Here is a 15,362-nt window from a genome sequence, read left to right as displayed (position 1 = left end):
CTGAATTCTCTTAATATACTTTATAGAGTTTTTTAATATTATTAATAAATAAAGATAATTTTAATGTTTTAGATATGGGAGGTGAGTTCATGAGTAAACGACAGGGTGTACAAAGGCTAAGAGAAATTGTGAGAGTTTTTACTTACTATGGTTTTGACTTTTTAGTTTCTAAAAAATTGCCTAATAGCAAAAAGGTTGAGCCTAGACCGCAAGCCTTTAGAGAAGCGCTTGAGGAGTTAGGCGCAACTTTTGTTAAGATTGGACAAATATTAAGTACAAGACCAGATTTGCTTCCTAAGGCTTACATTGAGGAATTAGAAAAGCTTCAAGACAATAATGAAATAACAGATTTCAGTAAGGTTAAAGAAATGTTTTACGAGTCCTTTGGGACTGATATAAATACATATTTTTCAGAATTTAGTGAAACTCCATTAGCTTCAGCTTCAATTGCTCAGGTTCATAAAGCTAAGTTAATAAATGGGAAAGATGTAGTTGTTAAAGTTCAACACTATAAAATTGATGAAAAAATGAAGTTAGATTTAAGCATACTAAGAAGATTAAGTAGATTTACATCTTCTCATGTATCAAATACATTAATTAATCCTTTTGAGGCTTTTAAGGAGATTGAATATGATACATTAAATGAACTTAATTTTGTGAAAGAGGCTAAGAATACAGAAAAGTTTCATGAATTAAATAAGAACGTAGCTTGCGTAGGAGTTCCAATAGTCATAGATAGACTTACTTCAAAGAAAATTTTGACTATGGAATACATAGAAGGATATAAAATAACTGATTTTGATGTTTTAAAGAGTGAGGGATATCAATGTAAAGATATTGCTAATAAGCTTGCAAATTCTTTTTTCAAGCAGGTTTTTGAAGATGGATTTTTCCATGGAGATCCTCATCCAGGAAATCTACTTATTAAAGACGAAAAGATATATTTTATAGATTTTGGATTAGTCGGAGAATTGGATACAAATCTAAAAAATTGGCTTAATAAAGCTATGACAGCTGTGGCTTTAGAAGATATTGATACTTTAGTTGATTTTGTAAATGCTATAGGAATAAAAAAAGGACCAGTTGAATATTCAATTTTATATGAAGATTTAAATAATATGGTTTTAAAATATATAAATGCTTCTTTGAAAAGTATAAAAATATCAGATTTATTCAAAGAAGTATTCGAAATATCTAGAAGAAATAATATCCAGTTTCCGAAAGAAATGACCACTCTTGTGAGATCAACTGTCATATTAGAAGGAGTTGTTAGTAATATTGATCCTGATTTAGAAATTATGGAGTGTATTTTTCCTTATGTAAAGGAAAAAAATAAAAAAGAAATATTAGAAAGTTTAAATAAAGATAAAATCATCATAGGAGCTTATAAATTAGCCACAAAAAGTTTAGAGGTTCCAACTAAATTTTCAGAACTTGTAGATAGTTTAACTAAAGGAAGAGCTAAATTACAAATCGAAATGAAAGGCTTAGATAAGCCTCTTACAGATTTAAATAGAATGGTGAATAGAATAGCATTCGCTCTTATTGTAGGATGCATGATAATAGGCTCATCATTAATAGTTAATGCTAAAACAGGACCAACTTTTCAGGGTGTCCCTATTTTAGGGTTAATAGGATTTGTAGTAGCAGGAATATTAGGTTTATGGTTATTGATTTCTATAATAAAATCGGGATTTTTTTAACAAATAGTTAATAAACTTCTTAAATGCTTGAAAAAAATATATTTATATTGTATAAATGTATACAATATAATAATTATAAAAGTGAATAATTTTAAAAGAGGTAGAGGCGCGAGAAATCAAGAGTACTAATATGGAGTTAAGCAGCGTAGAAGTATTAGAAAAGGGATTATCGCCGAAGTTTTTAGCTAAAGCTTTAATGCTAAATGCTGGGGTTATATAAAATATATATAACACTGTCACAAAAAAATTGTGAAGCGCTATCATCTTAGGGTAATACATTTAGTAATGGTTAATTTGTTTATAAAATAAATTTCGTAATTATTAAGACCTTAGGTTGATTAAGCCTAAGGTTTTTTATATTTAGGGATAAATAGCAATTAAAAAGAATGCCTCTTTAAATTAATTCATTAAGTATTTAAGGGGGATTTAAAAATGAGAAACAGAACAAGATTTCAAGTGTTTTTAGCAGTTTTTGTTATGACAATGCTATGTTCAACTTTAGTTTTCGCTACAGAAGATGTTGCAGCTGTAAATTCAACAAAATTTGGATTATGGACAGTATTGCCACCTTTAGTTTCAATTGTTCTAGCTTTCATAACTAAGAATGTTATAGTTTCTTTATTTATAGGAACAATGACGGGATGTATAATGCTTCAATTGAATGGATTTAATATACTTACAGCTCTGACACAAGGATTTATTGATTTTACTTATAGAGCTTTAAATTCTTTAGCAGATCCTTGGAATGCAGGTATAATTCTTCAGGTTTTAGTCATTGGTGGAGTAATTCATTTAGTAGCTAAAATGGGTGGAGCAAAGGCCATAGCTGAGGCTTTAGCAAGAAAAGCTAAGACTGTTAAAAGTGCACAGCTTACAACTTGGCTTTTAGGATTAGCGGTTTTCTTTGATGACTATGCTAACTCATTAATAGTAGGACCAATAATGAGACCAGTTACTGATAAGTTAGGAGTTTCAAGAGAAAAATTAGCTTTCATTATAGATGCTACAGCTGCTCCAATTGCAGGGTTAGCTATAATATCAACTTGGATAGGGTTAGAGGTTGGATTAATCGGTGATGCTTTAAAAAGTGTTGGAATACAAGCAGATGGTTTTGGAGTATTCTTAGAAACAATACCATATAGATTTTATAATATATTAATTTTAGCTTTTGTTGTAATATCAGCAATAACTCTAAGAGAGTTTGGACCAATGCTTAAGGCTGAGAGAAGAGCTAGAAGAGGAGAAGTTTTATCAACAACAGAAACTTCATCAGATAGTGAAGATTTAGAACCTATAAAAGGAATCAAGTTAAGCATTTGGAATGCTATAATACCGATTGGTGTTTTAATAGGTTCATCTTTAGTAGGATTTTATTATAGTGGATGGGTCACTGTAATGGGTGGAGAAGATTTAGCAATAATAGAACTTATGAATAACGCACCTTTAAGTTTTGCTGGAATACAAGCAGCATTCTCAAATGCTGATGCTTCGGTAGTCTTATTCCAATCAGCATTGTTAGCAACTATAGTTGCACTTGCATTAGGTGTGTGCAGAAAGATATTTACTATTTCAGAAGGTATAGGAATATGGGTTGAAGGAATGAAGGGACTTCTAATAACAGGAGTAATTCTTATATTAGCTTGGTCATTAAGCTCTGTAATTAAGGAGTTAGGAACAGCATCTTATTTAGTTGGAGTTTTATCAGATACGATACCAGCATTCTTATTACCTGCTATAATATTTATTTTAGGTTCAGTAATAGCCTTTGCAACAGGTACAGCTTATGGAACCATGGGAATACTAATGCCATTAGCAATTCCACTAGCTTTTGCTATAAATCCAGAATGGCAGTTTGTAATAGTTAGTACATCAGCTGTATTAACAGGAGCAATTTTTGGAGATCATTGTTCACCTATATCGGATACAACAATCCTTTCTTCAACAGGAGCGGGTTGTGACCATATAGAACACGTTAGAACACAAATATGGTATTCAATCTTTGTTGGAATAATAACTGTAGTATTTGGATATATACCAGCTGGTCTAGGATTAAGCTTCTGGATAGTCTTACCTATAGCTTTAACAGCTTTATTCGTATTAACAATGATATTTGGTAAGAAGGTAGAACAAACTACTAGTAATAATTAAATATAAAAAAAGAGAAGGCTATAACCTTCTCTTTTTTATATTGCAGCATATTTTTAATTGGTATCCTCTTCTGTTGTCTTTGAATAAGGATATACAAGTCTATTAACTAATATACCAATTATAACTCCAATAAATGTATCTAGAATTCTATTAAAAGCATAATTATATGAGCCAACTCCCTTTAAGCTGGTCATTATAGCAAATACAACGATACAAGCACTATTTACTGCACCTTTACAATTAAATAAGATACATAGATAGATAGCTATAGTAGTACCTATTGCTGTTAAAAGTGCATAAATAATAAAATGTTGTAAGTCTAATAGATTAAATATTGCTGTGAGAGTTAGTCCCACAACAGCACCTATAGAAGTTCCAAGCATTCTGTTTTTTCCCATTTTATAAGAGTTCTCAACAGTATCTTGCATACACATCATAGCTGCTATACAAGCAAAGAAGGCACTAGAACGTCCTAGTAGCTCAAATACTATGATGCATAGAAATACCGAGAGAGATGTTTTAAGATTTCTGGCCCCTATAGTTTGCAGGTTAAAGTTAAACAAATATTTCACCCCTAAATCATATTAACTTTTTTTCTTGTTTTCTAACTTTCTGACATCATCCTTTATTTCTGTCTCAAGTCTATTAATTTTTTCTTCTATGTTTTCTATATCCTTTTTTACCTTATTTTCATACTTATATATATACTTATTTATTAATAGAGCTATTATTATACCTATAAAGGTATCTATAATTCTATCAAAAGCATAAGCATATGGTGCTTTCCCATGTAGGTTTGTCATGATAGCTATTAATACTATACATCCTATAGAAACAGATCCTTTTTTGTTAAATATATTAAGTAAGTAAATAGTTAGCACTACTCCAGCACCAGTTATTAATCCTGGAAATTTTATTAGATTAAATGTTAGTGCTAAAAAAGTGAATGATAAGCCTACTAAACCGCCAGTAATTGTACCAATCATTCTGTCTTTTCCCATTTTATATGAATTTTCAACAGTATCTTTCATACAAATTACTGCGGCTATACAAGCATAGAAAGGGTATTGTCTATGTATTAGTTCAAAAAAGCCTACACATAGAGTTACAGCTAGAGCTGTTTTTAAATTTCTCGCACCTATTTTAGGTAAGGTTAAACCTTTCATTTTAACAAGACCTCCTGATAAATTTAAATACTATTATAGATAGTATATAATATTTTTATATTATTACAAATAATGATAATTGAAGAATATTAGAGAAATTAAAGATAAAAACGATTGACATTGATATAAAACTAATCATATAATTTAAATTAAGTAAGAAAATGCAATGAAGAGAAGAGTAATAAAGAAGAATGTATGAAAGAGAGCTGGGGTAGGTGAAAGCCAGATGCAGGAGACTTTATGAAGATGGACTTGGAGCAGACTTTTTGAGAATTTTAATTTTAGAAGAGTACGGTGGCAACCGTTATATTGCAAAGTGATAAAATAAGTTTTTACTTAGGAGTTACTTAGTGAGATATTTATGGTGACATAAATATAAAATAGAGTGGTATCGCGTAATTAACGCCTCTATGGGATTTCCCATAGGGGTTTTTTATATTTTTGAAATATTGGAAACAATAATAATTAAGAATACAAGGAGGAAGAAATAATGTGTAAAAAACCATATTACATTACAACACCTATTTATTACCCATCAACAAATCTTCATATAGGTAATACTTATACAACTGTAGCAGCTGATGCTATAGCAAGATTTAAAAGACTTACAGGTCATGAAGTAATATTCTTAACAGGAACAGATGAGCATGGTCAAAAAATAGAAAGAATAGCTAACGAAAAGGGAATTACTCCAAAGGAGCATGTTGACGAAATCGTCGCTGGAATTAAAGATCTTTGGAAAATGATGAACATAAGCTACGATAAATTCATAAGAACAACTGATGATTATCATGTAAAAGCTGTTCAAGAGATCTTCAAAAAATTATATGATCAAGGAGATATATATAAAGATTCTTATGAAGGTCTTTACTGTACTCCATGTGAATCATTCTGGACAGAAACTCAATTAGTAAATGGAAACTGTCCTGATTGTGGAAGACCAGTTGAAAAAGCTAAGGAAGAGGCTTACTTCTTTAAAATGAGCAAATATGCTGATAGATTAATTCAATATATAGAAGAGCATCCAGATTTCATTCAACCAGAATCAAGAAAAAATGAAATGTTAAATAACTTCTTAAGACCAGGATTACAAGATCTTTGTGTTTCAAGAACAAGCTTTACTTGGGGAATACCTGTAAGCTTTGATGAGAAACATGTTATCTATGTTTGGATAGATGCATTATCAAACTACATTACTGCTTTAGGATATGGTCAAGAAAATCAAGAGTTATACAATAAGTTCTGGCCTGCAGATGTTCATTTAATAGGAAAAGACATTTTAAGATTCCATACAATTTACTGGCCAATAATGCTAATGGCTCTAGGATTAGAATTACCTAAGCAAGTATTTGGTCATGGATGGTTACTTGTTGATGGAGGAAAAATGTCAAAATCAAAAGGTAACGTTGTTGACCCAGTAGTTTTAGTTAACATGTTTGGAGCAGATGCTGTAAGATATTACTTATTAAGAGAAATACCATTTGGTTCAGACGGATTATTCAATAATGAAATATTCATAAAGAAAGTAAATACAGACTTAGCTAATGATTTAGGTAACTTATTATCAAGAACAATAGCTATGGTTGAAAAATACTTTGATGGAGTTATTCAAGTACCAACATGTAAGGAAGCTATTGATGATGAGTTAATAAACTTAGCTTTAGCTACTCCAGGAAAAGTTGAAGCTAGCATAGATGCATTAAAAATACCAGAAGCTTTAGAAAGCATATGGACTTTAATAAGCAGAGCTAATAAATATATAGATGAAACAACTCCTTGGATACTTGCTAAGGATAAAGAAAAGAAAGAAAGATTAGGAACAGTTTTATATAACTTATTAGAAACTTTAAGATTTGTTTCAGTTATGATTTCACCATTCTTAACAGAAACAAGTGCTAAGATTAATACTCAATTAAACACTAAAGTTACAACTTGGGAAAGTTTAAAAGCGTTTAATGGAACAGTTCCAGGAGATAAAGTTGTTAAAGGTGATGTTATATTCCCAAGAATAGATGTAGAGGAAAAATTAGCAGAGCTTGAAGCTTTAAAACCAGCTCCAGTTAAACCAGCTAACGAAGAGTTAGTTAAAAACCCAATAAAAGAAGAAATAACAATAGATGACTTTGACAAACTTGATTTAAGAGTAGTTAAAGTTTTAGAGTGTGAACCAGTTAAAAAGGCTAAGAAGTTATTAAAACTTAAAGTTGATTTAGGTGGAGAAGAAAGACAGGTTATTTCAGGAATAGCACAATACTATAAGCCAGAAGAATTAGTTGGAAAATATGTAGTATTAGTTGCTAACTTAAAACCAGTTAAATTAAGAGGTGAGTTATCACAAGGTATGATACTTGCAGCAGCACCTGCTGACGATTCAGAACTTGTATTAGTTAACCCAGGTGAAATGTTAACTGGAAGCCAAGTAAGATAGTAAAAATTTTAAAACTCTTATATTCATACTATATTGTGGAATATAAGAGTTTTTTTATAGCATATGCTATGGATAGAATTATTTTAAGGGGGCTAGTAAATTGAGAGTAATTATAGGTAACGCATGGCCTTATGCCAATGGATCTCTTCATATAGGAAGAGTTTCTTCTTGGTTAGCTGGAGATGTTTTAGCAAGGTATCATAGGGCTAAAGGTGATGAAGTTGTTTTTGTTTCAGGATCTGACTGTCATGGATCACCTATTTTAAATAGGGCAAAAGAGCTTAATGAGTCTCCAGAGGATCTTATAAATAAGTATCATAGAGAATTTATTAGATGTTTTAATAAATTAGGATTTTCTTTTGATATATTTACAAGAACGGATACTGAGTATCATGAGGAGCATGTTAAAAAGATTATAAAGAATCTTTATGATAAAGGATTTATATATGAGAAGGAGACAGAGGAATTTTATTGTCCAAAGTGCTGTGATACTCTAGATGAATTTGCTGTTAAAGATGGATCATGTAAGGAATGTAAAACAGAGGTTGAAGTGAGAAAGTCCAATAATCTTTTCTTTAAATTATCATATTTTCAAAACCATATTCAGAAAATATTAAATAAGGAAGAGAGTTGGAGAGAAAATGCTATTAAAATAACCAGTAGATATTTAGAGGGTGGACTTAGAGATAAAATATTAACAAGAGAAATTGATTGGGGAATAGAGGTGCCTATAGAGGGCTTCGAAGATAAAAGAGTTTATGTTTGGATAGATGCTTTACTAGCCTATGTCACTGCTTCTAAGAAATTTATAGAAGATAGGGGCGAGAAGATAGAGGATTATTGGAATAATGAAGAAAGTAGAATATATTTAGTTCATGGTAAAGAAAATATACCTTTCCATACTACAATGTTTCCTGCTATGTTAGCTGGCATTGGATTAGAAAAAAGCAATATTAGAATAGTGTCTTCACAATACTTAACTTTAGAAGGAAAGACATTTTCTACTAATAGAAACTGGGCTGTATGGGTTCCTTATATTATAGAGAGGTATAATATAGATTCTATAAGATATTACTTAATAAGTAGAGGAGCAGAAGAAAAGAATTCTGATTTTACTTGGAGAGATTTTATAAATGCAAATAATAATGAACTGCTAGGAGAATTAGGTAATTTCGTAAATAGAGTTTTGGTTTTTATAAGAAAAAATTTTAATGGAAATGTTAATGGTGATAAGCTTCCTCTTCAATGGAAGAATTTAATAAGAAGAACTTATGCTTCTGTAGGAAATAAATTTGAAAATGGAGAGTTTAAATCTGGAATAAAGGAAGTATTTGAGTTTATGAGACAAGGAAATGATTTCTTTGATAAAAATAAACCGTGGATTTTGCTTAATAAGGATAGAGAAAAATGCGAAGAGATAATATATATTTGTGCTCAAATTGTAATAGCATTAACTGATTTAATGAATCCTATAATTCCTTTTACTTGTGAAAAAATAAGAAGCTTTTTAAAACTAGATAATGCAAAATGGAATTTTGAAGAGAAAAATAATATAAAAGTTAATAGAGTTGAATTTTTATTTGATAGAATTGATAAAAGAGTTGCTATAGAAGAATTAAATAGATTAAAAAATAAAAAGATTTAAATAAAATAAGCCTTGCTTCTATCCGTTAGAAACAAGGCTTATCTTACATCTTAAGGTTTAAGGTTAGGAATTATTATATAGAAATTTTTTAATTGATTAAACTTAATAGCCCTTGATATTTGCGTAAGGGGGACAAACTATTCAAGGGCCATTTAAGGGGTAAAATTAAATTAGTGTTTTAGCTACGTTACAATTATTATATTAAGCCTCTTATGTGGCATTTATGTGTCAAAAAGTGTACAAAAATATTAACATTTTATTTAAAATAAGTTATCTTTTAAACCATTTAAATCTTTTATTATTATGATGTTTTTTGAGAACTCTATTAGCCCTGAATCTCTCATTTTCATAAGTTCTCTAGATAGTGAAGGGCGTTGAACACCTAGTTTGTCTGCCCAATCTTTTCTTGAGAAATTTAGTTTTATAGTAGTAGATTTTTCTTCATTATATTTTTCTAATAAATAGTGACAAATCATTTCTCTGATAGATTTCATTGTTACTTGTTTAAGTTTAGAACTAAGATTGAGTGCTTTGTTTGAAAGAATCCTAAGAAGTTCTTTTAAAAATGATTCGTTTGAGGAGCAGAGTTTATAAATATACTCTTTTTTTATGTGAAAAACTTCAGTATTATCCTTAGAGACAACAGACATTGGATAATAGTTTCTATCACCAAAAAGAAGGTTCTCTCCAAAAACATTTCCTTTATTTAATGTGGCAACAACTAGTAGATTCCCATTAGGATCTAATTTTTGAATTTCTATTTTTCCATTCATTATAACGCTTAAAAAGTTGCAATATTCTCCTTCAGAAAATAATAAATCGTCTTTTGAATAAGATTTTATTGAAACAAAACCTGAATTAAATAGTTCTTGGATATCATTATCACTAAAGTGAGAAAATAAGCTACAATCTTTTATGTTGTGTAGTTTTTTTAAGTTCATTTAATCGCCCACCTTTATAAAATAAGTAGTATTATATTAATATAAATATATAATATTTTACACTATTTAAATAAAAAATTAATCGATAGGAGTGAAAATAGGTGAAGATTTATTTTATAGGAGCTTTAATTGGAGCAATAATAGGATATATAACAAATTGGTTAGCTATAAAGATGTTATTTAGACCTAGAAAAGCAAAATATATTTTGGGTATGAAACTTCCTTTTACACCAGGATTAATACCTAAAGAGAAGAGCAGAATAGCTAATAAAGTTGGAGAAACTGTAGGTACTCATTTATTAAATTCTGATAGTTTAAATAAGGCTTTAAAAGACGAAAAAATAAAGTCAAAATTTAATGAGATAGTTAAAGAAAAGATTAATCAAATTATGGAAAGTCATGCTACTTTAGAGTATTCTTTAAAAAGTGTTTTAGGAGAAAGTTATTACTCCTTAAAGGAAGAAACCATAAAGAACATAAGTAAAACTATTTTAAGATCAGTACAGGAGGAATCTTTTAAAAATAAAATTAAATTATATATAGTTGACTCTATTAAAGAGCAATTAGAAAAGAAACCTGAAAAAATAATTGAGTTTATAAATAGTGAAAAATTTAGAGAACTTATATTAAATGCTTTAGCCGAGGAAAAAACAAGTAAGACAATTGAAAAGATTATTCTTAAAGAAATAAAGTCTTTAGAAAATGAGGATAGAACTATTGAAGAAGTTATTCCAGAAAAAATTAAACCGTGTATAGAAGAATATGTAAAATCTCAAAAGGATACTCTTGTAAATATAATTAAAAATCTTCTTAGAGATGAGGAGGTTTCAAATAAAATAAAGGGTGCTATAAATGAAAATATACCTTCTATAGTATCAATGTTTTTAAGTGGAGATATAATATACGGAAAACTAGTTTCATTAGTTGATGTTGCTTTAAGTGAAGAAGAAAATAAAGAATACATATGTGATGCTGCTTTAGCCTTTGTACATGAAAGTATGAAGAAAAAAGTTAGTGACATAGTAAATAATATTGGAGAAGAAAAGCTTGAAATTATATCAGAGTCTATAGGAGAGAAAGTTTCAAGAAAGTTAGTTAAGGAAGAAAATATAAATACTTTAATAGATAAATTAAATTGTAAAATTTCTTCATTTAATAGTTATGAAGAAATTATAAAAGTGTTATTTAATAATTATGAAAATATCTTAATTGATAATATAGATTTAATGATTTTAAAATTTGTTAATGATTCAAAATTATCTAAAGAAATAAATGAAATAATTGAAAAGGTATTTGATAAATTTTTACAAAATTCTTTAAATGATATATGTTATAATAGACAAAAACTAGAAGATAACATTATGGGTATTTTAGATAATTTATATAATGACTTTGTAGATAATAAATCAGCTAAAGTACTAGAAATTGTAGATATTTCTTCAATTGTAGAAGAGCAAATTAATGCTTTTGAAGTGGATTATGCAGAAGAGATTATAATAGGAATAGCCAATAAAGAGCTTAAAGCAATAACATGGCTTGGAGCTTTATTAGGTGGAATTTTAGGCATACTTTCACCACTTTTATCTACAATTTATATGTAAAATTCAAAGGAGAAAATTATGAAATATAAAATATTTGATACACATGCACATTATGATTCAGACAGTTTTGATGAAGATAGAGAGTCAGTTATAAAAGAACTAAAGGAAAATGGAGTTATTGGAATTTTAAATTGCGGATCTGATCTTTATGGATTAAGAAAATCAGTTGAACTTGCAAAGGATTTTGATATGTTTTACGCAGCAGTTGGAATACATCCAGAAAATGCTGACGAATTTAATGAAGAAGTTGTAAAAGAAATAAGAGAATATGTTAAATATGAAAAAGTTAAAGCTATAGGAGAAATAGGATTAGACTATTACTGGGATGAAAACCCACCTAAAGAAGTTCAAAAGGAAGTTTTTAGAGCACAAATGAAATTAGCTGATGAATTAAACTTACCAGTTATTATACATGATAGAGATGCTCATGGAGACACTTTAGAAATTATGAAAGAATTTCCTAATGTTATAGGTGTTGTGCACTGTTTTTCAGGTTCAGTTGAATTTGCTAAGGAGTGTATTAAACTAGGATATTATATAGGGTTTACGGGAGTTTTAACATTCAAAAATGCAAAAAAAATAGTGGATGTTTGTAGAGAAATACCAGCTGATAGAATACTAGTTGAAACAGATTGTCCTTTCATGGCTCCAGTTCCTTTTAGAGGAAAAAGAAATAAATCAGATTATATAGAATATATAATAGATAAGATGAGTGAAATAAGAGGAATTTCAGGAGAAGAGATGAATGAAATCTTATTAAACAATAAAAGAAACTTATTTAAAATTAAATAACGGATGATAGTACTAAAGAAAATAAATGTAATAATATGGAAAGTGCACTAATATAATATAGTGTACTTTTTCAAACATAAATTAACCATTATTTACCTAATCCCTGTATAAGCAGAGGTCAATTATTTATTATAATTTACAATTAAAAGTATAAAGTTATGGAGTCAGTAAATTTGACATACTTGAAAAGGTAATATATAATGTCGAAATGACTCTTGCCTAAAAGGGGGAAATTATATGAAAAAGATAATTAAGGCATTGAAGGAAAAGGTTGCCTCGAAGAATGGTAAGATTATATTAGGTATATTTAGCATAGTTTTAGTAAGTTTTATAGCAATAGTAGTTACAGCACACAAGAACATAACCATTGATTTAGATGGTGAAAAAATTGAGGTTGCCACATTTAAAGGAAATGTACAAGAAGTTTTAAATCAAAAGGAAATTTATTTATCTGATAAAGATAAAATAGAGCCAGATTTAACAAGTGAGATTTCTCATAATGATGTAATAAAAATCAAAAAGGCAGTTCCAGTGGAAGTGATGGTTGATGGAAAAAATATAAAGATAGATTCTGCAGAGGATTCAGTAGAGAAAATGCTGGTTGAAGAAGGTATTGATCTAAATGAGTTAGATAAAGTAGAGCCTTCATTAGAAACAGAACTATCAAAGGATATGAAAATACAGGTTACAAGAGTTGAAGAGAAGACCATAGTTGAAAAGGAACCAATAGAATTTGAAACTGTAGTTAAAGAAGATAATAGCTTAGAGAGTGGAGTTAATAAGACCACTCAAGATGGTTCTGCTGGAGAAAAAGAAATAACTATGAAATTAGTTATGGAAGATGGTAAAGAAGTATCTAGAGAAGTAGTAGAATCTAAAGTTGTTAAGGAACCAGTGGATGAAGTAGTGGTAAAAGGAACTATGGAAAAATTAGTTCTTTCAAGAGGAAATGATAATATAGATTATAAAAAAATGATGGTAGTGGAAGCTACTGCTTATGCTGGTGATGGAATAACAGCAACAGGCACAGTACCAAAAAGAGATCCTAATGGATTAAGTACAATAGCCGTTGACCCAAGAGTAATACCTTTAGGAACTAAGGTTTATATAGATGGGTATGGTTATGCAGTAGCAGAAGACACAGGTGGAGCTATAAAAAATAACATAATAGATTTATTCTTAAATTCTTCAGCTGAATGTAAACAGTGGGGAAGAAGAAATGTTAACCTTTATATAGTAGCTTATCCTGGTGAATGGTAATCTTAAAAGAGGGAATCTAAAAGAAATAATCTTTTAGATTCCCTCTTTTCTATCTAAAAATTAATAGATATATATAACATCATATTATTAATAATAATATTTGTAATAGTATGGAAAAAAACTATTAATACGAGAAGAAACTATACTTGAATTAAAGCGTATTTTATTGACAGTTAAATAAGATATAGGTAAATTAAATATAGTACATATAATAAGAAAGGGAGTTTTGACCTTGATTAAAGAAGTTATCGTAGTTGAAGGTAGAGATGATATAACAGCAGTAAAGAAAGCAGTAGATGCTGAAATGATAGCTGTGGGTGGATTTGGAATAAATGCAAAGGTTATAGAGAGAATAAAAGAAGCTCAAAAAAGAAAAGGTGTCATAGTACTTACTGATCCTGATTTTGCTGGTGAGAAAATAAGAGCAATAATTTCAAAAAGAGTTAAAGGCGTTAAGCATGCTTACATAGGTAGAGCGGAAGGAACTAGAGCTAAAGATGGAAATATAGGTGTGGAAAACGCTTCGCCAGAAGCTATAATAAGAGCTTTAGAAAGTGCAAAAATAACTTTAGAAGAAAAAAGAGAAGAATTTACAATACAAGATTTAATATATTTTGGATTGTCAGCTGATCCAAAGGCTAAGGTTAGAAGAGAATTAATTGGTAAAGAGTTAAGAATCGGCTATGGAAATGCAAACCAAGTTCTTTCTAGACTAAACAACTATGGCATAACAAAAGAGGAATTTGTTAAAGCTATAGAAAAGATAGAAAAGATGTTATAGGAGAATAGTGAATGGATATAAATGATATAAAAGATATAAAGACAAAAGAGCTTGTTCAGAAGTATAATTTTAGATTTTCAAAAAGTTTAGGACAAAACTTCTTAATTGATGATTCTGTTCCAAGAGATATAGTTGCAGGGGCAGATGTTTGTGAAGATGATTTAGTAATAGAAATTGGACCGGGAGTTGGAACACTTACTGCACAATTACTTAAAAAGGCAAAAAGAGTTGTTGCTATTGAGTTAGACAGTTCACTGATTCCAATATTAACAGCAGAACTTGGAGATAATCCAAAGTTCCAATTAATACATAAGGATGCATTAAAGGTTGATTTTAATGAAATTATAGGTGATGAAAAGAGTGTTAAGTTAGTTGCTAACTTACCTTATTATGTAACAACACCTATAATAGTAAATTTATTAAAAGGTGGATACAACTTTAAATCATTAACTATAATGATACAAAAAGAAGTTGCAGAAAGAATGAATGCAGAGCCAAATTGTAAGGATTATGGTGCTTTATCAATTTTAGTTCAATATTATTGCAATACTAAAATAGTTAGAAAGGTACCACCTTCATGTTTTATACCAAGACCAAAGGTTGACTCAATAGTAATAAGACTAGAGAGATTAGAAGAACCTAGTGTTAAGGTTAAAAATGAAAAACTATTCTTTGAAGTTGTTAGACATGCGTTTAATATGAGAAGAAAAACTTTATGGAATGCTACTAAGAATGTAAAACTTCCAAAAGAGTTAATGGAAAAGGCATATGAAGAAGCAGGAATAGATTCTAAGAGAAGAGGAGAAACTTTAAGTTTAGCTGAATTTGGAGCTCTTTCAGATGCAATAGACAAGTATATGAATAACTAGTAAGTATGAGAGAATAAGAATTTTTAAA

General features: G+C 29.3%; 12 protein-coding genes, 1 riboswitch and 1 other annotated feature. Of the genes, 9 read left to right on the top strand and 3 right to left on the bottom strand.

Features of this window, described 5'->3' with window-relative positions; translation table 11 throughout:
• The first annotated feature begins 89 nt into the window (after positions 1–89).
• Both OIF33_RS13455 and OIF33_RS13450 read left to right on the top strand, forming a co-directional pair.
• Positions 90–1,703: an AarF/ABC1/UbiB kinase family protein gene (locus OIF33_RS13455; RefSeq protein WP_322504776.1), complete on the top strand. Its 1,614-nt coding sequence runs from the start codon at positions 90–92 to the stop codon at positions 1,701–1,703.
• Between the two features lie 93 nt (positions 1,704–1,796).
• Positions 1,797–1,971: riboswitch (Lysine riboswitch) on the top strand.
• A 164-nt stretch (positions 1,972–2,135) separates the two neighbouring features.
• Positions 2,136–3,851, top strand: a complete 1,716-nt coding sequence (locus tag OIF33_RS13450) for a Na+/H+ antiporter NhaC family protein (RefSeq protein ID WP_322504775.1) — start codon at positions 2,136–2,138, stop codon at positions 3,849–3,851.
• A 53-nt stretch (positions 3,852–3,904) separates the two neighbouring features.
• Here the strand turns inward: OIF33_RS13450 and OIF33_RS13445 are convergent, their stop codons facing one another.
• The gene (locus OIF33_RS13445) at positions 3,905–4,414 is read right to left on the bottom strand and encodes an FUSC family protein (protein ID WP_322504774.1); all 510 of its coding nucleotides are present in this window, start codon (positions 4,412–4,414) and stop codon (positions 3,905–3,907) included.
• A gap of 21 nt (positions 4,415–4,435) precedes the next feature.
• Positions 4,436–5,017: an FUSC family protein gene (locus OIF33_RS13440; protein WP_322504773.1), complete on the bottom strand. Its 582-nt coding sequence runs from the start codon at positions 5,015–5,017 to the stop codon at positions 4,436–4,438.
• Positions 5,018–5,174: 157 nt separating this feature from the next.
• Positions 5,175–5,430 (top strand) — a binding site (T-box leader).
• 77 nt (positions 5,431–5,507) lie between these two features.
• Here OIF33_RS13440 and metG (OIF33_RS13435) point away from each other — a divergent pair.
• Positions 5,508–7,445 (top strand): methionine--tRNA ligase, encoded by a 1,938-nt coding sequence (metG, locus tag OIF33_RS13435; RefSeq protein WP_322504772.1) that lies wholly within the window; start codon positions 5,508–5,510, stop codon positions 7,443–7,445.
• A gap of 100 nt (positions 7,446–7,545) precedes the next feature.
• Positions 7,546–9,090 carry a methionine--tRNA ligase gene (gene metG / locus OIF33_RS13430; RefSeq protein ID WP_322504771.1) on the top strand — a complete coding sequence of 515 codons (1,545 nt, stop codon included), beginning with the start codon at positions 7,546–7,548 and terminating at the stop codon, positions 9,088–9,090.
• Positions 9,091–9,350: 260 nt separating this feature from the next.
• Here the strand turns inward: metG (OIF33_RS13430) and OIF33_RS13425 are convergent, their stop codons facing one another.
• The gene (locus OIF33_RS13425) at positions 9,351–10,031 is read right to left on the bottom strand and encodes a Crp/Fnr family transcriptional regulator (protein WP_322504770.1); all 681 of its coding nucleotides are present in this window, start codon (positions 10,029–10,031) and stop codon (positions 9,351–9,353) included.
• Positions 10,032–10,132: 101 nt separating this feature from the next.
• Between OIF33_RS13425 and OIF33_RS13420 the strand changes: the two genes are divergently transcribed.
• The 5 genes from OIF33_RS13420 (at position 10,133) to rsmA (ending at position 15,334) form a co-directional block, all read left to right on the top strand.
• A complete protein-coding gene (locus OIF33_RS13420; RefSeq protein ID WP_322504769.1) occupies positions 10,133–11,632 on the top strand; it encodes a DUF445 family protein in 1,500 nt (499 codons plus the stop codon).
• An 18-nt stretch (positions 11,633–11,650) separates the two neighbouring features.
• Positions 11,651–12,424 (top strand): TatD family hydrolase, encoded by a 774-nt coding sequence (locus OIF33_RS13415; RefSeq protein ID WP_322504768.1) that lies wholly within the window; start codon positions 11,651–11,653, stop codon positions 12,422–12,424.
• Positions 12,425–12,661: 237 nt separating this feature from the next.
• Positions 12,662–13,684, top strand: a complete 1,023-nt coding sequence (locus tag OIF33_RS13410) for a ubiquitin-like domain-containing protein (RefSeq protein WP_322504767.1) — start codon at positions 12,662–12,664, stop codon at positions 13,682–13,684.
• Between the two features lie 232 nt (positions 13,685–13,916).
• Positions 13,917–14,465: a ribonuclease M5 gene (gene rnmV / locus OIF33_RS13405; protein WP_322504766.1), complete on the top strand. Its 549-nt coding sequence runs from the start codon at positions 13,917–13,919 to the stop codon at positions 14,463–14,465.
• An 11-nt stretch (positions 14,466–14,476) separates the two neighbouring features.
• On the top strand, positions 14,477–15,334 hold the full coding sequence (rsmA, locus tag OIF33_RS13400) for a 16S rRNA (adenine(1518)-N(6)/adenine(1519)-N(6))-dimethyltransferase RsmA (protein ID WP_322504765.1): 858 nt from the start codon (positions 14,477–14,479) through the stop codon (positions 15,332–15,334).
• Positions 15,335–15,362: the final 28 nt, after the last annotated feature.

It is taken from the genome of Clostridium sp. LIBA-8841 (assembly GCF_034439435.1).
Lineage (GTDB): Bacteria > Bacillota > Clostridia > Clostridiales > Clostridiaceae > Sarcina.
Note: the sequence above shows the minus strand (reverse complement) of the source record. Positions and strands in the feature narration are given on the sequence as shown.

Coding starts and splice junctions, on each gene's coding strand:
- OIF33_RS13455 (WP_322504776.1), top strand. CDS start 90: ATGAGTAAACGACAGGGTGTACAAAGGCTAAGAGAAATTGTGAGAGTT.
- OIF33_RS13450 (WP_322504775.1), top strand. CDS start 2,136: ATGAGAAACAGAACAAGATTTCAAGTGTTTTTAGCAGTTTTTGTTATG.
- OIF33_RS13440 (WP_322504773.1), bottom strand. CDS start 5,017: ATGAAAGGTTTAACCTTACCTAAAATAGGTGCGAGAAATTTAAAAACA.
- metG (WP_322504772.1), top strand. CDS start 5,508: ATGTGTAAAAAACCATATTACATTACAACACCTATTTATTACCCATCA.
- OIF33_RS13425 (WP_322504770.1), bottom strand. CDS start 10,031: ATGAACTTAAAAAAACTACACAACATAAAAGATTGTAGCTTATTTTCT.
- OIF33_RS13415 (WP_322504768.1), top strand. CDS start 11,651: ATGAAATATAAAATATTTGATACACATGCACATTATGATTCAGACAGT.
- OIF33_RS13410 (WP_322504767.1), top strand. CDS start 12,662: ATGAAAAAGATAATTAAGGCATTGAAGGAAAAGGTTGCCTCGAAGAAT.
- rsmA (WP_322504765.1), top strand. CDS start 14,477: ATGGATATAAATGATATAAAAGATATAAAGACAAAAGAGCTTGTTCAG.